This window comes from Methylobacter sp. BBA5.1 (genome assembly GCF_000746145.1).
Taxonomy (GTDB): domain Bacteria; phylum Pseudomonadota; class Gammaproteobacteria; order Methylococcales; family Methylomonadaceae; genus Methylobacter; species Methylobacter marinus.
In genome coordinates this window covers 130,423-149,411 of sequence record NZ_JQKS01000005.1, presented here as the reverse complement: position 1 = coordinate 149,411, position 18,989 = coordinate 130,423, and the positions used below count along the sequence as shown (strand labels likewise).

The 18,989-nt window shown below is 53.3% G+C and carries 17 protein-coding genes; 12 read left to right on the top strand and 5 right to left on the bottom strand.

The features are described 5' to 3' along the window. Positions 1–12: 12 nt before the first annotated feature. The 11 genes from EK22_RS04830 (at position 13) to EK22_RS04785 (ending at position 13,751) form a co-directional block, all read left to right on the top strand. Positions 13–2,253: a GumC family protein gene (locus tag EK22_RS04830; RefSeq protein WP_020159402.1), complete on the top strand. Its 2,241-nt coding sequence runs from the start codon at positions 13–15 to the stop codon at positions 2,251–2,253. A gap of 135 nt (positions 2,254–2,388) precedes the next feature. Beyond that, positions 2,389–3,075, top strand: a complete 687-nt coding sequence (locus tag EK22_RS04825; protein WP_036248552.1) for a hypothetical protein — start codon at positions 2,389–2,391, stop codon at positions 3,073–3,075. Then, positions 3,059–3,829: a metallophosphoesterase family protein gene (locus EK22_RS04820; RefSeq protein WP_051961678.1), complete on the top strand. Its 771-nt coding sequence runs from the start codon at positions 3,059–3,061 to the stop codon at positions 3,827–3,829. Before EK22_RS04825 ends, EK22_RS04820 begins: the two co-directional genes overlap by 17 nt. A 95-nt stretch (positions 3,830–3,924) precedes the next feature. Continuing rightward, positions 3,925–6,213 (top strand): Tex family protein, encoded by a 2,289-nt coding sequence (locus tag EK22_RS04815; RefSeq protein ID WP_036248549.1) that lies wholly within the window; start codon positions 3,925–3,927, stop codon positions 6,211–6,213. Positions 6,214–6,270: 57 nt separating this feature from the next. After that, positions 6,271–6,873, top strand: coding sequence for an exosortase system-associated protein, TIGR04073 family (locus EK22_RS04810; RefSeq protein WP_020159398.1), 603 nt, complete (start codon positions 6,271–6,273; stop codon positions 6,871–6,873). Between the two features lie 247 nt (positions 6,874–7,120). Further along, on the top strand, positions 7,121–7,270 hold the full coding sequence (locus EK22_RS24870) for a hypothetical protein (protein WP_020159397.1): 150 nt from the start codon (positions 7,121–7,123) through the stop codon (positions 7,268–7,270). Then, positions 7,270–8,118, top strand: a complete 849-nt coding sequence (locus tag EK22_RS04805) for a 5-bromo-4-chloroindolyl phosphate hydrolysis family protein (protein WP_036248546.1) — start codon at positions 7,270–7,272, stop codon at positions 8,116–8,118. The genes EK22_RS24870 and EK22_RS04805 overlap by 1 nt, the downstream gene beginning before the upstream one ends. Positions 8,119–8,145: 27 nt before the next feature. Beyond that, positions 8,146–9,300, top strand: coding sequence for a toxic anion resistance protein (locus tag EK22_RS04800; RefSeq protein ID WP_020159395.1), 1,155 nt, complete (start codon positions 8,146–8,148; stop codon positions 9,298–9,300). Between the two features lie 135 nt (positions 9,301–9,435). Next, positions 9,436–10,542, top strand: coding sequence for an SPFH domain-containing protein (locus tag EK22_RS04795; protein ID WP_036248543.1), 1,107 nt, complete (start codon positions 9,436–9,438; stop codon positions 10,540–10,542). Positions 10,543–10,553: 11 nt separating this feature from the next. Beyond that, positions 10,554–11,729 (top strand): TFIIB-type zinc ribbon-containing protein, encoded by a 1,176-nt coding sequence (locus EK22_RS04790; protein WP_036248539.1) that lies wholly within the window; start codon positions 10,554–10,556, stop codon positions 11,727–11,729. Positions 11,730–12,494: 765 nt separating this feature from the next. Beyond that, positions 12,495–13,751, top strand: a complete 1,257-nt coding sequence (locus EK22_RS04785; protein WP_200882562.1) for a cytochrome-c peroxidase — start codon at positions 12,495–12,497, stop codon at positions 13,749–13,751. Positions 13,752–13,908: 157 nt separating this feature from the next. Here EK22_RS04785 and EK22_RS04780 read toward each other — a convergent pair whose 3' ends face one another. The 5 genes from EK22_RS04780 to hslO all read right to left on the bottom strand — a co-directional run bounded on the left by EK22_RS04780 (position 13,909) and on the right by hslO (position 17,922). Further along, a complete protein-coding gene (locus tag EK22_RS04780) occupies positions 13,909–14,271 on the bottom strand; it encodes a roadblock/LC7 domain-containing protein (protein ID WP_020159390.1) in 363 nt (120 codons plus the stop codon). 9 nt (positions 14,272–14,280) lie between these two features. After that, positions 14,281–14,844: a protoglobin domain-containing protein gene (locus tag EK22_RS04775; protein ID WP_020159389.1), complete on the bottom strand. Its 564-nt coding sequence runs from the start codon at positions 14,842–14,844 to the stop codon at positions 14,281–14,283. 565 nt (positions 14,845–15,409) lie between these two features. After that, a complete protein-coding gene (locus EK22_RS04770; RefSeq protein ID WP_020159388.1) occupies positions 15,410–16,006 on the bottom strand; it encodes a DedA family protein in 597 nt (198 codons plus the stop codon). 271 nt (positions 16,007–16,277) lie between these two features. Further along, complete coding sequence (locus EK22_RS04765; RefSeq protein WP_036248534.1) at positions 16,278–17,075, bottom strand: hypothetical protein; 798 nt, start codon at positions 17,073–17,075, stop codon at positions 16,278–16,280. Then, on the bottom strand, positions 17,053–17,922 hold the full coding sequence (gene hslO, locus EK22_RS04760; protein WP_036248531.1) for an Hsp33 family molecular chaperone HslO: 870 nt from the start codon (positions 17,920–17,922) through the stop codon (positions 17,053–17,055). Before hslO ends, EK22_RS04765 begins: the two co-directional genes overlap by 23 nt. A 111-nt stretch (positions 17,923–18,033) precedes the next feature. Between hslO and msrA the strand changes: the two genes are divergently transcribed. Continuing rightward, positions 18,034–18,681 carry a peptide-methionine (S)-S-oxide reductase MsrA gene (gene msrA / locus EK22_RS04755; protein WP_051961675.1) on the top strand — a complete coding sequence of 216 codons (648 nt, stop codon included), beginning with the start codon at positions 18,034–18,036 and terminating at the stop codon, positions 18,679–18,681. Positions 18,682–18,989 lie beyond the last annotated feature (308 nt).

The window sequence follows — 18,989 nt, the reverse complement described above, 5'->3', positions numbered from 1 at the left end:
AGGATTTACCTCATGCAGCCAAGCAAGCCGCCATTTGCGACAATGGATAATAACGCTTCGTTCCAAGAAGAAGAAACCCTATCGATAAGCCATATACTGCATGTTTTCTGGTTACACCGTCAGATGTTTATTGCGGTTTTTGTGTTTATTACCATTTCCGCCTCTATTGTTCTGTTTCAATTAACACCGGAATACACGTCCGAAGCCAAAATTCTGGTGGGTGCGGCAAAAGCCCAGGTTGTTGACGTTAAAGCCGTGTTAAGCGGCGACATGAGTACTGACGATGCGGTCAAGAGCGAAGTTGAAATTTTGACGTCAAGAAGCCTGGCTAAAAAAGTGATTACCAGGCTCGATTTGTTAAACCATGCCGAATTTAATCCACAACTCAAGGAGAAAAGCTTTTTTTCAAACCTGAATCCTGTCAACTGGATTCCCGATGAGTTTAAAGAAGCGCTAGGCAAAAAATCCGAGCCGCTAACGGAAGAGGAAGCCGAACAGCAACGCCTGGCTAAAGCGACCGATATTTATATTAAAAAATTAACCGCGTCGCCGGTCAGGGGTTCTCAGGTGATCAAGATCACCTTCAAGTCTACCGACCCCAAACTGGCTGCCAAAATAGCCAATACTCATGGCGAAATTTATATCGTCGACCAGCTTGAAGCCAAGTTTGAAGCGACCGAAAAAGCCAGCGCCTGGCTTAATGATCAACTGACTGAATTGCGCATTAAAGTGGCCGACTCCGAAAAAGCGGTGGAAACGTATCGGAGCACCCATAACCTGTCCCGGGGCGCCCAAGGCGAGGGTTTGCTGCAAGGGCAATTGTCCGAAATCAACAGTCAGCTGATCATTGCCAAAGCGGCACGCGCCGAAGCCGGCGCCCGATTGCGCCAGGTAGAAAATTTACTGAAAAACGGCGCGGACATCGAGACAGCGCCTGAAGTGTTGTCATCTCCCTTGATCCAGAGCTTGCGTCAGCAGGAAGCCGAACTTACCCGGAAAATATCCGAGATGGCCGTTGAATATGGCGCCAAACATCCGAAAATGATTCGGATTAAGGCAGAAATCGCTGACTTACAAGCCAATATCGATGCCGAGATAAGAAAAATAGCCGCCGGCCTTAGAAATGAAGTCAATATTGCCAGCAGCCGAGAACAAAGCTTGCAAAGCAGTTTAGCCGCGATCGAATATAGGTCGGGCAGCAGTCAAAAAGACGAAGTGGCATTAAGAGCGCTGGAACGCGAAGCCAACGCCAATAGAATATTATTCGAGACCTTCTTAAACCGCTTTAAGGAAACATCATCCACGCAGGGCATGGCCGAAGCCGATGCCCGGATTATTTCTGCAGCCGAGATACCGCAGCAAGCTTCCTTCCCCAAGAAACCCCTGATGCTTATGCTGATTGTCATTATGGCGACCGTCGTTAGCTCAGCCGTTGTCTTCCTGCTCGAAATGCTTAACCCGGGGTTAAGATCGCCGGAAGAAATCGAGTCATTGCTGGGCGTGCCCGCTATCGGTTTAATTCCCATGATCAATGACCGCGACGCCATTGACTATATTCTGGAAAAACCTAATTCAAGCCTGGCCGAAGCCATTAATTCCCTGCGCGTTTCCATCACGCTGTCCTCGCCTGATAAAGACATCAAATCAGTGATGATTTCGTCGTCCGTTCCTTCGGAAGGGAAAAGCACACTGGCCTTATGCCTTGCTCGCGGCGCCGCCCAGTCAGGACTGAAAGTCATCATTGTCGATGCCGATTTACGACGGCCGACCATTGAGAAAAAACTCGGTCTCCTGACTAAATCGAAAGGTCTCACAGATTTGATTATGTCTGATGAGAAAAACATGGCCGAATTTATGTTTAAAGATGAAAAATCAAATCTTTACATCATGCCGAAGGGCCATGCCGACTATGTCAATGCGACCGATGTTTTCAATTCGCATCGAATGAAAAAATTAATAGAAGCCATGAAGGCGCGGTTTGACCTGATTATTTTTGATTTGCCCCCGGTTATGGCCGTCACCGATGCACGTATCCTGGCGTCACTCATGGACAAAACCATCTATGTCGTCAGCTGGGATAAAACCCCCAGAAAAGTGATCAAAGCCGGCCTGCAGCAATTGGTCAATGCCAACGCCAATATTGCCGGCATTGTTTTACAACAAGTGGATTTAAAACAATACGGCAGTTTCGACTACAGCAATTCCGGACACTTTTATCATTACGGAAAATATGGCCAATATTATTCCAATTGATGCGCCATCATTGGCGGTAAATAATCGGCGATAAACGCCGGACAGGAACAGGCGCCAGAAGACTTTGATCGCGATCATGACCGTTAAGACGCTTACCATCGGTTCGTTGCTCACGCTAAATAGCGGCTAATTACTATGATGAATTTCAATCGTTTTTTCCCCCTCCTTGTTTTATGTCTTGGCATGGCGCTGGCTTTCACCGCAGTGCCCAGGGTCAGAGCGGCGCTGAATCATGTGCCGGTTGAAACAGGCATTGACAAGATTGCGCAACATCACTCCCTGACCGAGGCCGAAGTATCGGCACTGATCAGGAAAGCCCAAAAAAGCATCGAGCTGTTTGATCACCCGGACTACTGGCAGGACTTGAGCGAACTGTTCTATTTTCAGGCCCAAAACCAGAACGTATTCAGCGATGCCGGCCAAGCCCTGTTAAGACAATCGGCGGACAGCGCGCAACAATCGCTACTACGCTCTCCCGCCAACGCCTTCTTATGGTATAAATTAGCCTCTATTGATATTTTGCTGAATGAACAGCCTGATAAAACCCAAAAAAAACTACGCATGTCCATCATCACCGGTCCGCACGATACGGCATTTTTGATACCCCGCCTGCGGCTTTGCTTATCGCTGCTTCCCTCATTCACATCGGACGATATGGCCTTATTGGCCGATCAGGTTGTGGCAGCCTGGGATATATCGCATAAACGATTCGTCAAAGCCATTGACAGCACCCTGTACATGGATGCCATTAGCGCTTTGTTGATCAACAGACATCCGCTTATTCTTCAAGAAATGGTCACGGAATTTGAAAAAACTCATTAATCGATTGTTAAAGGCAAAACCCTATCCCACCCCTGCTTTACCCGACGATACCCGCGTTTACTGCATTGGCGACATTCATGGCCGTCATGACTTGCTGGTTCAGCTGTTGAGCCGGATCAGACAGGATTCGGCCGGCTTTTCCGGCCGCGTGATCATGATTTACCTGGGCGACTTTATCGATAGAGGCCCGCAGTCCCGGGAAGTCATCGAAGAACTGATGCGGAATACGCAGCCGAATATCGAATACGTTTATTTACGCGGCAATCATGAGCAGACCATGCTCGATTTCCTGCATAACGATACTGTCGGCCTTGCCTGGTTCACCTATGGCGGCCAAGCGACTTTAGCCAGCTATAACGCCGTCGGTGATAAGGAAATGCCTAACCAACGCGAAGATTTCATAGCCATACAACGGCAATTATTGAAAAAACTGCCGCACGCGCATTACCAGTTCCTGAAAAGCACCTCGTTTTCTTATTCAATAGGCTCTTATTTTTTTGTCCACGCCGGCATAGATCCTGACTGCCCGTTATCCCGGCAAAAGCCCGATGATCTGCTGTGGATACGGAGTGAATTTACCGGCTCAACCAAACCTTTTGAAAAAATCATTGTCCACGGCCACACCATAACCGATGAACCCGAACTGCTGCCCAATCGCATCGGCATCGACACCGGCGCCTATGCATCGGGCATCCTGACCTGCCTGGTATTACAGGCCGACCAGCAAAGACTGATCCAGACCCGGCCCGAATAACAGCCAGGCGCGTTCGAAACGTTCAACTCTCGATACTGGCCAGCGCGACATACTGCTACAATGCCGTTTTTTTCAACCGTATAAGACCCTAGAAAATGGACGTAATCCAACGTATAGCCGAAGAATTATCCGTCAACAGCCGCCAAGTCAGCGCCGCCGTATCGTTACTGGATGAAGGCGCGACGGTGCCGTTTATCGCCCGCTACCGCAAGGAAGCGACCGGCGGCCTTGATGACGGCCAGTTAAGATTGCTGGAAGAACGCCTGACTTACCTGCGCGAACTGAACGAGCGCCGCAAAACCATACTGGACAGCATCAGCGCCCAGGACAAGCTGACGCCGGAACTGGAAAAGGCCATTCGCGAAGCGGACACCAAAACCCTGCTCGAAGACCTCTACCTGCCCTACAAGCCCAAACGCCGCACCAAAGCGCAGATCGCGCGTGAAGCAGGGCTCGAACCCCTGGCCGATGCCCTGCTCGATGACCGCGGCCTGATTCCGGAACAGATCGCCGCCGGCTATATCGATGCCGACAAGGGCGTGCCGGACAGCGCCGCCGCGCTCGAAGGCGCGCGCCAGATCATCATGGAGCGCATCTCCGAAGATGCCGAACTGCTGGCCGAACTGCGCGAGCGCACCTGGCAGAAAGGCATCCTGCATGCCACCGTCGTCAAGGACAAAGAACGCGAGGCGGCGAAATTCCAGGATTACTTCGATTACCAGGAAGCGATCAGCAAGATCCCTTCGCATCGCGCGCTGGCGCTGTTCCGCGGCCGCAATGAGGATCTGCTCAATCTTGCTCTCAAACCCAGCGCCGAGGAAAAAGAGGAACACGATCTGTGCGCGCAGCTGGTGGCGCGCCATCTCCAAATTACTGACGTGTCCAAGCCGGCCGATGTCTGGCTGGCCGAAACCGCCCGCCTGGCCTGGAAAATCAAGCTGTTCACGCGCATCGACCTGGATTTGAAGCTGCGGCTGCGCGAAGCGGCCGAACTCGAAGCCATCCGCGTCTTCGCCAGCAATTTAAGAGACCTGCTGCTGGCCGCGCCGGCCGGCCCCAAGGCCACGATGGGACTGGACCCGGGCATTCGCACCGGCGTCAAAGTCGCCGTCGTCGATCCGACCGGCAAACTGCTGGCTACCGACACGATTTACCCGCATGCGCCGCGCAACCAGTGGGACGCATCGATAGACACGCTGGCCCGGCTGATCGCCCGGCACAATGTGGACCTGGTCAGCATCGGCAACGGCACCGGCTCGCGCGAAACCGACCAGCTCGTCGCCGATGTGATCAAACGCCACAGCGCGCTTAAATTCACCAAGCTGACCGTATCGGAAGCCGGCGCCTCGGTTTACTCGGCCTCGGAACTGGCCGCCAGGGAATTCCCCGAGCTCGACGTCTCACTGCGCGGCGCCGTGTCGATCGCCCGGCGCTTGCAGGACCCGCTGGCCGAACTGGTCAAGATCGAGCCGAAATCGATCGGCGTCGGCCAGTACCAGCATGACGTCAACCAGGTGCAACTGGCGCGCAGTCTCGACGCCGTCGTCGAGGATTGCGTGAACGCGGTCGGCGTCGATGTCAACACCGCCTCAGTGGCCCTGCTGAAACAGGTCTCGGGGCTGTCGGCCAGCGTCAGCGAAAACATCGTCGCGTTCCGTAACGAGCACGGCCCGTTCAAAAACCGCGCACAGCTGAAAAAAGTGCCGCGGCTCGGCGACAAGACTTACGAACAGGCCGCGGGCTTCTTGCGCGTCATGAACGGCGACAATCCGCTCGATGCCTCGGCGGTACACCCGGAAGCTTATCCGGTCGTCGAAGCGATCATCGAAAACACCGGCAAATCGATACGCGACCTGATCGGTCAAAGCAGTTTCCTGCGCACGCTGAACCCGGCCAATTACACCGATGAACACTTCGGCCTGCCGACCGTGACCGATATCCTGCAGGAACTCGAGAAGCCGGGCCGCGACCCGCGCCCGGAATTCAAAAGCGTGCAGTTCAAGGAGGGCGTCGAGAAAATCACCGACCTCAAGCCGGGCATGACCCTGGACGGCGTGGTCACCAACGTCGCCAACTTCGGCGCGTTCGTCGATATCGGCGTGCATCAGGACGGCCTGGTGCATATCTCGCATTTGTCGGACACTTTCGTCAAGGATCCGCGCGAAGTGGTCAAAACCGGCGATCTGGTCAAGGTCAAGGTGCTGGAAGTCGACGTCGAGCGCAAGCGTATCTCGCTGACCATGAAAAAAGACACCGAGGAAGCCCATCCCAGAGCCGAACGCAAACCTGCAAATGCGGACAGGAAACCCAGGCAGCGGGGACCGGAACCGCAAAAAATCACCGGCTCGATGGCTAACGCATTTGCCAAGGCGCTGAAAAAATAATTTGAAAAAGCTCTGCTATACTTGAGTGAATTATTCAACCAATGCGCAGGACTTGACATGACTAAACTCAACCGCTTTTTTGCTCCACTGCTATTAACGGGTCTGCTGACGGCTTATGCCCCTTTAAATCAGGCCGCTGACATGCAGCAAGGTTATGGCGATCTGTCTTATAGGACCGCTCCACAAATTGACAAGGCCCACCAGGAGACAACCTATGGCGGCAAGGTCGGCAGAAAAGCGGCATCCGCGTTTGCCAATTTAACGACAGGCGTGCTGGAAATCCCCAAGAACATGATCAACACGACCAACCAGAGCAATGTCTTCTACGGCATCATCGGCGGTCTCTTCAAAGGCATCGTCCATACGGCCGGACGCCTGGGCGTCGGCGTTGCCGATCTGGTTACGATTCCGCTGCCTACCAAGCCGATCGCCTATCCGGTCTACATCTGGGAGGATTTTGATGTCGATACGACTTATGGCGAAGTCTTCCGTCTGGATACCACGGAGCCGCCCGCCCCTATTGCGCCGACAGCAGCCGTACAACCGGCCGCGCCCGTTGTCGTACCGCCCAGCGCGCCGATAGTCGACCGCTCCGATGAATATACCCGGGAAACCAACAAAACCCTGGACACCTTCTTCGAAAAGGAAATGATGAAATAAACCTTATTGCTTCAATCCGCATCAGAGAAAAAAGCCCGATAGGACATCCCATCGGGCTTTTTTGTTTGGCCGCCACCTCATGGGCGCCGATGCCGTTCAGCGTTGAAAATCCGCGGATCGACGCCATTATAGTTGGAAACTCAGGGACTTAACTTAGGTCACAGAAACAGTCCCTACGTTGTTTTACAGATGTCATCGCCGTAGTGGATAATGAAAGTCACATTAACATTGATGGGAGTTGAGGTCGATGCCCGGAATATTACGCAGGTTGCTCGGTTTTATCGTACTGGTCGCCACTATAGGTCTGGCGACCTGTCAATCGATGGTGAAGGCCGAGCCTTTTGATTCCAGCTATTTTGCTGGCGCCTTTTTGACCAGTCACTCGCAGGCCGAGTAATGCATCACTTCAGAAAGCCAAAACGGTTTGTTGCCGATACGCTGCACCGCTATTCCCCCCGGGGATTGCTGCTTTATTTCTTGCCGATGTCGCTGATTCCGGCGACGTTTATCGCCTTGGGAAAAGGCTATCTGCCGGGCGTTCTTGTCAACGCCTCAGGTTTTGCGCTTTACATGCTGGCCGCCTGGTGCGTGCGCCAGGGCCTGCAGGCGGAGCATGTTTATAACCAAAGCCGCATCGCCCGTCCGCCCAAATGGCCGCTAAAAATGATATCGGCAATCATCACGGCGCTGACCACCGGCATGATCGCCTGGCTGGGCGCGCTGCATTCGCTGCCGGTAGCACTCCTGTTCGCCGGCGGCGCGTTTCTGGGCATGTATCTGAGTTACGGCTTCGATCCGCTTAAAGAGAAAAATATCGTTGTTGCCCACGGCTATTCCAGGGACGAAATCCTGAAGACGCTGGAAGATTCCTCACGCATTATCCGTAGTATCGAACAGGCCAGCGACCGGATCCGCAATACCGAACTAAACCAGCGTATCGAGCGTATTTGCGGGATTGCCGACGACATTCTGGCAGAAATCGAGGCCGATCCGCGCGATATCCGCCGGGCGCGCAAGTTCCTCAATGTCTATCTGGACGGCGCCAGGCAAGTGACCGAAGGTTACGCCAAAGCCCATCCGCAAGCCCAGTCCGGTGAACTGGAACAGAATTTCCGCAATGTGCTGGAAACCATTGAGTCGGTGTTTCAGGATCAGCATCAAAAACTGCTGGAAGAGGATGTTTTTGATCTGGATGTGAAAATCGAAGTGTTAACCACACAGCTTAAACGGGAAGGCATCCTTTAATGCCTTTTGACCACAGAGGATTTAATCATGAGTGAACAGCAAGCCTCCACGACGACTCAATCAACGTCAAGCTCCGAGAATATCGCCGCATCCAGGGAAATCGTCCCGGGCGTCAAAGCCGAGATGATCCCGCTTGCCGAGGCGCCGGCGGAGAGGCAACAACTCGTTAAGCAGTTGCTGAACGAAATCGATGTCCGCAATACCCAGTCGATCATTTTCTTCGGCAGCAAGGCGCAGGAACAGCTGACCACCATTTCCGACCGCATGCTGGACGGGGTCAAAAACAAGGACATCGGACCGGCTGGCGATGACCTGAACGAAATGGTGGCGACGATACGCGGCTTCGAGGTCGACGACCTGGATCCGAACAAAAAACAGGGCTTTTTCGACCGCCTGCTGGGCAAGGCCAAGCCGGTCGTCAAGTTCCTGCAGCAATACGAGGAAGTGCGCAAACAGATCGACATGATTACCGACAAGCTGGAGCGACACAAGACCAATCTGCTGACCGATATCGTCTCGCTGGACAAGCTTTATCAGGCCAACCTGGACTATTTCCATACGCTCGAGGATTACATCGCCGCCGGCGAGGAGAAACTGCGCGAACTCGATGACGCCGTCATTCCGGAACAGGCCAGGAAAGCCGAAACCAGCGGTGAAGTCATCGACGCGCAAAACCTGCGCGATCTGCGCGCGGTCCGCGACGACCTGGAGCGGCGCGTGCATGACCTGCGCCTGACCCGGCAGGTATCGATGCAAAGCCTGCCCGGCATTCGGCTCGTGCAGGAAAACGACAAGGGACTGGTCAACAAGATCAACTCGACCATTGTCAACACGGTGCCGCTGTGGCGCCAGCAATTGGCGACGGCCGTGACTATTTACCGCTCGTCGCAGGCGGCCGAAACGGTCAAGGCCGCGACCGACCTGACCAATGAACTGCTGGCCGCGAATGCCGAAAACCTGAAGCAGGCCAACGCCGAAACCCGCAAACAGCTGGAACGCGGCGTATTCGATATTGAAACGGTCAAGAAAGCCAACCAGACCCTGATCGCGACCATAGAGGAAAGCCTGCAGATCGCCGACCAGGGCAAGAAGATGCGCAGCGAAGCGGTCGTGCAGCTGGAGCAATGCGAAACCGAACTGAAAAAAACGCTGGCCTCGGCGCATGCCAAGGCAACTGGTTAATTACAGATTCTTACCCCGAAGAGCACGAAGATTATGTCGTTTCTTGCAGGCCGGGTTTACCAACCCCGCCTACCTCTCTTCGCGTCCTTCGTGGTTTTTATATGAATTCATTTTTTCTAAAACAGGAGCAACACAGTGGGCATTCTGGATAAGTTATTCGGCGAGTTTGTCGACGTCATCGAATGGACCGATGATTCCAGCGACACGATGGTCTACCGGTTCGAACGCTACGGCAACGAAATCAAATACGGCGCCATGCTGACGGTGCGCGAATCGCAGACCGCGGTGCTGGTCAGCGAAGGCCGCGTGGCTGATTTTTACGAGCCGGGCCTGTATCAGCTCGAGACGCGCAACATGCCGATCCTGACCACGCTGGAAAGCTGGCCGCACGGCTTCTCCAGCCCGTTCAAGGCGGAAGTGTATTTCTTCAACATGCGCCGCTTTACCGACTTGAAGTGGGGCACCAAGAATCCGGTCATGCTGCGCGACAAGGAGTTCGGGCCGCTGCGGCTTCGGGCCTTCGGCACCTATTCGATCCGCATCAAGGAGCCGCTCACGTTCATCAGGGAAATCGTCGGCACCGGCGCTCATTTCCAGACCGCCGGCATCAGCGACCAACTGCGCAACCTGATCGTCTCGCGTTTTGCCAGCATTATCGGCGAATCGGGCATTCCGATTCTGGACCTGGCCGCCAATTACGACGAGCTGAGCGAGTACATCACCCAAATGATCAGTCCGGAATTCGCCGCCTATGGGCTGGAAGTCCTGCAGTTGCTGGTCGAAAACATCTCGCTGCCGCCGGAAGTCGAAGCGGCCATGGACAAGCGCACCAGCATGGGCATCATCGGAGACCTGAGCCGCTACACGCATTATCAGGCCGCCGAGGCGATGACGGCGGCCGCCCAGAATCCCTCCGGCGCCGCCAACGAAGGCATCGGCATGGGCATGGGATTCGCCGTGGCCAGTCAGATGAGCCGGGCGTTCACTCAACAATCATCAGGACAAGCTCCGGCGACACCGCCGCCCCTGCCCGACTCGGCCGTCGTTTACTACGCGGCCATCAACGGACATCAACAAGGCCCATTCGAACGCCCTGTGCTTGATCAGAAAATCAGCAGCGGCGAGATCAACCGATCGACCCTGATCTGGCATGCCGGCCTCGCGGAATGGACGCCGGCCGAACAGGTGCCCGAACTGGCCGGCGCCTTCGCGCAGGTGCCTCCGCCGTTACCCAAATCATAATCACGCCGTCCGTGTTAAAAACCAAAACTTCATCCCGGCAAGCGCCGGGGCGTTTTCCGTGCGCGCAATGCGGAGCCGTGCTCAAATACGCCCCCGGCACGACGCATCTGGTCTGTGACTACTGCGGCTTTGAAAATCATATTGAATATCGCGCCGGCGTCATTGAGGAATACGACCTGCAGGAAGCCCTGAGGCGACTGTCGGAGCCGCATCCGGAAGCGCCTAAAGCGCAGATTCATTGCAACGAATGCGGCGCCGGGTTTCAGTTTGAAGCCAACATTCATGCCGGCGAATGCCCTTTTTGCGGCTCGCCGATCGTCACGGCCACCGGGCACAGCAAACCCATACAGCCTAAATCGCTGCTGCCGTTCCGCATTGATGAGCCCGAAGCGCGCCAGCGCTTCCAACGCTGGATTAAAGGCTTGTGGTTCGCGCCCAATGCCGTGAAAAAATATGCGCGCAGTCAGTCCAAACTAACCGGCGTTTATCTGCCCTACTGGACCTTTGACAGCGATACGGAGACGGATTATACCGGCGAGCGCGGCGATATTTATTATGTCAGCCAGCCGGTGCGGGTCACGCGCAACAATCAGACCGTCACGGAGATCAGGCGCGTGCCTAAAATCCGCTGGACGCCGGTCAGAGGTCATGTGAGCCGTTTTTTCGACGACGTGCTGGTCGGTGCCAGCAAATCATTGCCGCGCAAGATTCTGGATGCCTTGCAACCCTGGGATCTGGAACAATTGATCCCTTATGATGAACACTATCTGAGCGGTTTTCGCAGCGAATATTATCAGGTCAATCTCGATGAAGGCTTCGACCATGCCAAGCAGGTCATGGACAGCGCGATCTACCGCGACATCGCCTATGACATCGGCGGCGATCACCAACGGATTCACCAGGTCAGTACCCGGCACAGCGGCACGACCTACAAGCATTGCCTGCTGCCGGTCTGGTCGGCCGCGTTCCGCTACCGGAACAAATCCTATCGCTTCGTCATCAATGGCCGCACCGGTGAAGTCCAGGGAGAGCGCCCCTACAGCTGGTGGAAAATCGGCTTTGCGGCACTGGCCGCCCTGTTGCTGGCTGCCGGGGCTTATTTCTACCTGGAAAGTACCGGCGCCTTACAGCATAGTCAGAGCGGCTCTTATTACAACATGCCTTATTACCAGAACAACCGTTATTAACGCGGCCTGTTATGACGGGCCGCTAAAATAAAATTAAACCCGATTAAATAAAACCGTCGCGCTAGCGACACATTAATTAAATCGATCTAACTTCAACTGGCCGCGTAACATCAGTTATGAAATTCATACATCATTTAAAATCGCAATAATCCATATCTATTACTTCCCTGAGTTATATAGTTTTGACCATTCGGGCAGTAACCAATCAAAAGAGATCGAACAGATCATACAAAATTAAAAAACAGGGCAAATCACCTACTTGAAATAGGTGATTTGCCCTGTTTTTTAATATCCTGCCGATATCACTAAATCCCTATTAGCCGATATTACGCACGAACAATTATGTATTCCTTTAGCCGTGCCCGAGCACCATAGCCGTAAGATACGCGGCGGCTGGCCAAATTGACAAAAGCAGAGCTCGAGCCGCCTGCGTCGGGTTTCCGCTGAAGCACAAGCCCGAACTCCCTCCCCCTTAAACAGCCTTCCAATGCCATTACGATCTTAGTTGTTATTAAATACCTTTATCTAAAATGGCATCAATATTGCTTTATCCATGCCGGTTGTTCATTACTCATTACTTCCGCAATCCAGCCGGTCATCTGTAATGAATCTCTCGCCTATATATAACAGCTTGATAATTAAAAATAACGGATTAATCAAATGACACACTTTGCTTTATCTCCCCGATTAAAACTAAAGACCTTAATTTCCGTCTCTCTCGTCCTGTCCGCGTTGGCGCCAGCTTTATCTTTCGCCGGCAAAGCCATGGCTAGCCCCGATGAGATGGACTTCCCGCCCCGGGACATGGCAAAAGAGCAATTAGGCAAATTGCTGTTTTATGACAAAATTTTATCGGGCAATAAAAACACCTCTTGCGCATCGTGCCATCATCCTCTTGCCGGTACTGGCGACGGCCTGTCGCTGGGTGTCGGCGAAGGCGGAAAAGGACTGGGCATCATGCGCGATACAGGCAGCGGCAGCGACGCCATCGCCGAACGCGTGCCCCGCAATGCTCCGCACTTGTTTAACCTCGGCGCACGTGAATTTGTCCGCGTATTCCATGACGGGCGCGTTGAACAGGACAGTAGCGCGCCCAGCGGCTTTAATACACCGGCTGGCGATGCATTTTTAATGGGCATGGATCATGCGCTTGCCGCGCAGGCGGCATTTCCTCCGACCTCCAATACCGAGATGGCCGGCCAAGCCGGTGAAAATGATGTGGCTGACGCGGCCGCGGCCGGCGACCTCCAGCAGGTATGGAGCCTGTTGACCGCCAGAGTCATGGCAATCGAGGAATATCGCACGCTTTTTGCCGCCGCTTATCCTGATCTGCAAGTGCCTGAAAATGTTACCTTTACTCATATAGCCAATGCTATCGGCGCTTTTGAAGCCGCCGCTTACAGGGCCGATAACAGCCCTTACGACCGATATCTGCAGGGTGATAATCAGGCAATGAGCAAAAGCGCCGCGGAAGGCCTGAAAATTTTCACCGGCAAAGGCCAATGCGCCAGCTGCCATTCGGGGAAATTCCAAACGGATCATGATTTCCATGCACTGGGCGTGCCTCAAATTGGTCCGGGAAAAGGCGATGGCTTTAATGGCCATGATGATTACGGCCGGGAACAGGTCACAGGCGATGCCAATGACCGCTATCGGTTCAGAACCCCGACGCTTCGCAACGTGGCCGTTACCGGCCCATGGGGGCATGACGGGGCTTACAATACCCTGGAAGCCATGGTCAGGCATCACCTGAATCCAGAGCAAAGCCTTAATGCTTATGATGCGGCCCAGGCGGTCCTGCCCTCCCGCGCGGATCTGGATGCACAGGATTTTATTGTCCATAATGACGATACCAGCCGCTTCAATCTGGCAAACAGCATAGAAATCAACCCTGTGGCGCTTAATGACAACGAAATCAAGCTGCTGCTGGATTATTTACACGCCTTGACCGACCCCAACAGCCTGGATCTCAGATACACGGCCCCCGCTAGAGTGCCCAGCGGCCTTCCTCTGGCAGACTGAGCGACTCCGTAGTCAGGCCCTCCTCTGAGGGCAGGCTTCACACATAAAAGGCCGCGGGTGGGATGCTTTTACGGCTTCCCGTCCTGCGGTCTTGATCCCGTCCGAATTTTTACAGCCAGAGCCCGGCGGCTTATACCATTTGGCCGCTTGTGAACAATCAGATCAATTCAGCGATACTGCTGGCGGCTCTTTTGACATCCAGGAAAATCAGGCCCAACTTGGCGTTGGGCTTGGCCAGTACGGTCAATACCGCTTCCTTGCCGGCATAAGTCATCAGCACATAGCCCAAATCGCCTTTAATCAGCACCTGTTCCAATTCCCCGCGCGCCAGTTCCTGCGCGGTACGGTCGCCCAGCGACAACATGGCGGCGCTCATGGCGCCGACCCGGTCTTCATCCAATGAAGCCGGCAGCACGGAAGCCATCATTAAACCGTCGGTTGAAATGACACCTGTCGCCTCAATGTCCGCGGAAGCACCGTTCAATTCCGAAAGTACTGAAATTAACATATCTGAACGCATCAGAATCTCCTATTTGTCTCTGTAGGCGGTCGCCAGGTTGGTAAATAACGCACGGCTCATGCCGGAAATCTTAAGAAATTTTTCCAGTTCCTCCGCCAGGCTGGCTTCTTGGTAGGATTGCTGCATTACCAGGAGCGACAGGCCGGTAACGGCACTGATCGCGCTCAATATCTGGGCACAATATTCTTTATCGTCCCCATAGGTTTCAACAATCAGGGCGATCAGACGGTGATTGATCAACGTCATCGCACCCGCCATGAATTCAACCGGCAAATTGACTTTTACATGCACATCGCCCACTTTGAACATGTGCTCGGTATAGGCCTTATCGAAAGGCCCGCTGAATAACCCTTCCATCCACCGGGTATGGGTTTTCTTCAGTGATTCGACCCGCCCTTCCAGAAAAGCGGATGCCTCCGGAATGGCAAGCAGATGCTGGTAAAAATCCTCGGTAATTCCTGCCAGCTTGGGCTTGATTTGCTCACCTACCTCGATTAACAAGGCTTCCCGTTCAGGCGTCAACTCGCTGAACGATTTGGCGTATTGCGTTAATTTTTCAAAATCATGCGGCATATAATGCCCCCTAATGTCATTATCAGGGCTTACGCAAGCTTGTGGGGCGACTGAAGTCGCCCCCACAGGTTTTAAACCCGCTTGTTTCGACGGATGAATAGGCAAACTGCGTAAGTCCTAATTATTATAATTTTTGATTACTTAATATTATTTGTAAGAGCAACCTTTATATCCATGCATGCGATCACTCTTGAATCCAAGTATATACCAACTATTTCAGTAGGAAATTATAGATCCCCATTAATATTCAATTTCCGTGACATATTTCCCAAAACGATAAAATACCTGTTTTTCTTCTGAATCAAGCTCGGATTTGTCCGTTTTGTCTATTGATGGAACCGATAGGAAGAGCGGGGTATACCGGTTTAATCATTATCAGACTTCTGGATGTGGTTTTTTGCAAGCCTGCCCCTCAAGGGAATCTTGAATAGCGCATGATGAAAAAGTCGATACCGGCAAAAGGCAAAACGGCGCCTTGCCGCCAATATTAACCGCAAGGAACCGGTCCGACCGCTTGCAGTCGGACGGGAATGAATGAGGAAGTCAATACAATAGTACTATCGCGTTACAACCTTGAGAAACGGCCTTGCCGTTTTTGCAGGAAATGCTGCTCCAGCTTATGAAAATAAACATAAATGCCATAAATGAGCCCGCCCGCTACCGGCAATGCAAAATACCAATGCTCTTTGGCAAAGGCCAATACGCTTAATAATTGCTCGCCAAAGAAATAAGCCGGGGTTATGGTAATCGCCGCCCATACCCATGCGCTGAGCAGGTTGATCAAGGCAAACTGTTTTGCCGAGTATTTGGTGATGCCGATCGACATCGGAATGACGGTGCGCAAACCGTACATATAGCGCTGCATGAATATAATAGGCCAGCCGTATTTTTTCAGCAGCAGATGCGCGATCGCAAACTTGCGCCGCTGGCTATGCAGTTTGCGCTGGATAAAGCCTTTGTTGAAGCGCCCGATATAAAAGTAGATTTGATCGCCGGCAAAACCGCCTAAACCCGCCACAAAAACCGACATGAAGTACTGCATATCGCCGGTATGAGACAGGATCCCGGCCATGACCAGGCCGATTTCACCTTCTAATATGGACCACAGGAACAGGATAATATAACCGTATTCCTTAAGCCAACCGATAAATAATTCTTCCATTAAGCTTTAAGTTTCAGTGAGATACTACTCAAATTGCAACTACGATTGATCCCTTCATAGTTTGGTCGATGGTGTAACCCTCCCTATCCCGGCATAAGCCCTGATGGACGGCCGCGGAAGACTATAGGTTAATAGTGCTGTCAAAGCAACATAAGCTTTGCCTGTATGGATGGGGTTGAGCTGTAATCCTAAAGGGCCGCGGAAGGCATGTCAGTGAAATGCCGGGCACGAGTCCGTGCGCAAGTTCACGGGCTTTGATACGGCGGCCGGCTTACAAAGTCTTTACCGGCTCATCCGCATTATTGAGAAGTTTTCGATAGTTGATCGAAACCTTAAGACCCGCGAAACGACCTGCCATTTTGATCAGTTCCTGGGTCGACGAATCGAATGTCAGCTTCACCTCGCTTAGCGCGCGGTCTTCATAGCCTTTTTCTATATTGTGGGTTTCCAGCAGAAAATGATAAACGTACACTTCGTTCCGTTCCTCGATGCGCACTTCCAGCGGCGCGCCCAACTGCGCGATGACGGCCGGTTTCCTGGGCAGTTCGGCGGTAATCTTTTCCAGCAGATCGGTGTTGGCCCGCAGCTGTCTTTTGTCTTCATCGATTTCAGCGCCGCCGATCGAGCGTAATGACACTTCCAGAAACTTGGGCGGAGCGATCTGCAGGAATAATGACGAGAAAGACCAGGAGGTAATGCGATCCTCCTCGTTAAAAGTTAAATCCGAATAGAATTTGATTTCCGGCTTAACCGGCTGATTGCGGCTGTCGACCTTACGGAACCAATAGCGAAAGCGCCGCCCCTCTGCCGTGGGATCATTCTCACTGGGATACAGCCTGGCCAGCGAAATAAAATCCTTGCTGTACATGATCGGTTTTTTAAATTCCAGGCTAAAATCATCGGCCGCCACCACGGTAAAGTAGCGGTCGAACTCGCCCATTTGCAGATACGTCTGATAGGCGCGCAGCCAATAAATGCAGCCGGTCAGCGACATGGCCAACAGCAACAGGGCAATCCCGCGAAGGCCGCGCTTGATGACAGCCATGTCAATGGCGTGTTTCGGATTCATGCGTGACGGTCTCATCGGCTAACAGGCTTTCCACGTCAACCTTGTCAAAATGGTATTGCTCGCTGCAGAATTCGCAGCCGACCTCAATGGCGCCCCGCTCTTTCAGAATATTTTCCAGATCCGCCCGTCCCAGCGCCCGTAAAGTTCGTTCAAGCCTTTGGCGGGAACAAACGCATTTGAACATTACCGGTTCGGGATCGAACATTCGAACTTTTTCTTCATGGAACAGGCGATGCAGCATCGGCTCGCAATCCAGCGCCATTAACTCCTGCTCGGTCACGGTGTTTGCCAGCAGCTCGATGCGCTCCCAATCGGCCCGGTAATTTTGCTGCGCCGGCAACTCCTGCAATAACAGGCCTGCCGCCTGGGTATCATTGGCGAACAGCCATAAACGGGTACGCAGTTGCTCCGATTGGGTAAAATAGGTTTCCAGGGCGTTGGCAAGACCCTCGCCCTGTAGCGGCACGATACCCTGATAAGGCTCGCCGTTTTCAGGCTCTATGGTCAATACCAAGCGCCCGTGCCCGAACATCTGCTCCAGCGGACCGGCCGTCACGGCATCGGCGCTTCTGACCAGCCCCCTTATTTTTCGGTCATGCATGCACTGCGCAACCAGTGTTTTCAGATCACCGTCGCCCTGCGCCTGCAATATCATCGATCCTTTGAATTTAACGGTAGCGGACAGCATCGTGACGGCCGCCAAGGCTTGTCCCAACTGCCGCATCACATTGTGCGGGCCCCGCTGATGCTTCTTTGCCGCTTGCCAGCTGGTTTCCAGCTTGACCCATTCGCCGCGAACGCCCAGCTCTTCAAATAAAAAACGGCGTAAAACATCTTGTTCTCTCATGTCTATCCAGTGTTGATTGTCGTTACTTGTATACACTTTATTCTCATTTCAGATCAGAGTAACCTGTGTTCAAACAGTTCCTGATCCACCTATGATCGAGGTTTATGAATTATGATTATCTCATCAAAAAAGCTCGCACTGCCAGACCCGGCGAGCGCATTGCCGGGCCGTGATACCCCCATGCCGGTGACCAACCGGCATTTCGTTACCGGCAACCCGATCCTGCCGCCGTTTCCGGCCACCCTGGAACAGGCCATATTCGGCCTGGGCTGCTTTTGGGGCGCGGAACGAAAATTCTGGGAATATCCGCGCATCTACAGCACCGCCGTCGGATACAGCGGCGGTTATACGCCCAATCCGACTTATGAAGAAGTCTGCTCGGGACTGACCGGCCATGCTGAAGTGGTCAAAGTCGTTTATGACCCGGCTTTGACGAGCTTCGGCGAACTGCTGCGGCTGTTTTGGGAAACTCACGATCCCACTCTGGGCATGCGCCAGGGTCCTGACATCGGCACGCAATACCGCTCCTGTGTTTACACCTGCACGCGGGAGCAACTTGATGAGGCCCTGGCATCAAGAGCCCATTACCAGCACCGGCTCACCGAGGCGGGCCTCGGGAAAATAACGACAGAGATCCGGCCGGCCGGCGCATTTTATTATGCCGAGGATTATCATCAGCAATATCTGGCCAAGAGGCCCGGAGGCTATTCCTGCATAATACCTATCGAGCTCAGCGGCCGACCGAAATACACTGACTGAAAGCGCCCGGTAATAAGCGGCGCAGTGAAGCGCATCGCTCGCGAACGATGCGCCTCCTGTCGTCGGCGCATCCTATGTTTAAGCAGGGAAATTATTGACGACCAAATCCTGATCATCAGTTATTTCTGATGCTGCCTGGGCGGCTTCAGTCGCCCAGGCAGGTGCTCGAGACCTCTCCAGCCGGAGTCCGAACCAATGGACACAAAATTGTCATATCAGCGGTCGATACTATCTGCCGCTGATTTTTTTTGCGGATTCTCCGGCCTCGTTTATTAATTTATGCCCGCCCGCTGGGCTCATTGTATAAT

Coding starts and splice junctions, on each gene's coding strand:
- msrA (WP_051961675.1), top strand. CDS start 18,034: ATGATTATCTCATCAAAAAAGCTCGCACTGCCAGACCCGGCGAGCGCA.
- EK22_RS04810 (WP_020159398.1), top strand. CDS start 6,271: ATGACTAAACTCAACCGCTTTTTTGCTCCACTGCTATTAACGGGTCTG.
- EK22_RS24870 (WP_020159397.1), top strand. CDS start 7,121: ATGCCCGGAATATTACGCAGGTTGCTCGGTTTTATCGTACTGGTCGCC.
- hslO (WP_036248531.1), bottom strand. CDS start 17,922: ATGAGAGAACAAGATGTTTTACGCCGTTTTTTATTTGAAGAGCTGGGC.
- EK22_RS04785 (WP_200882562.1), top strand. CDS start 12,495: ATGGCTAGCCCCGATGAGATGGACTTCCCGCCCCGGGACATGGCAAAA.
- EK22_RS04765 (WP_036248534.1), bottom strand. CDS start 17,075: ATGAATCCGAAACACGCCATTGACATGGCTGTCATCAAGCGCGGCCTT.
- EK22_RS04830 (WP_020159402.1), top strand. CDS start 13: ATGCAGCCAAGCAAGCCGCCATTTGCGACAATGGATAATAACGCTTCG.
- EK22_RS04770 (WP_020159388.1), bottom strand. CDS start 16,006: ATGGAAGAATTATTTATCGGTTGGCTTAAGGAATACGGTTATATTATC.
- EK22_RS04800 (WP_020159395.1), top strand. CDS start 8,146: ATGAGTGAACAGCAAGCCTCCACGACGACTCAATCAACGTCAAGCTCC.
- EK22_RS04805 (WP_036248546.1), top strand. CDS start 7,270: ATGCATCACTTCAGAAAGCCAAAACGGTTTGTTGCCGATACGCTGCAC.
- EK22_RS04825 (WP_036248552.1), top strand. CDS start 2,389: ATGATGAATTTCAATCGTTTTTTCCCCCTCCTTGTTTTATGTCTTGGC.
- EK22_RS04775 (WP_020159389.1), bottom strand. CDS start 14,844: ATGCCGCATGATTTTGAAAAATTAACGCAATACGCCAAATCGTTCAGC.
- EK22_RS04780 (WP_020159390.1), bottom strand. CDS start 14,271: ATGCGTTCAGATATGTTAATTTCAGTACTTTCGGAATTGAACGGTGCT.
- EK22_RS04815 (WP_036248549.1), top strand. CDS start 3,925: ATGGACGTAATCCAACGTATAGCCGAAGAATTATCCGTCAACAGCCGC.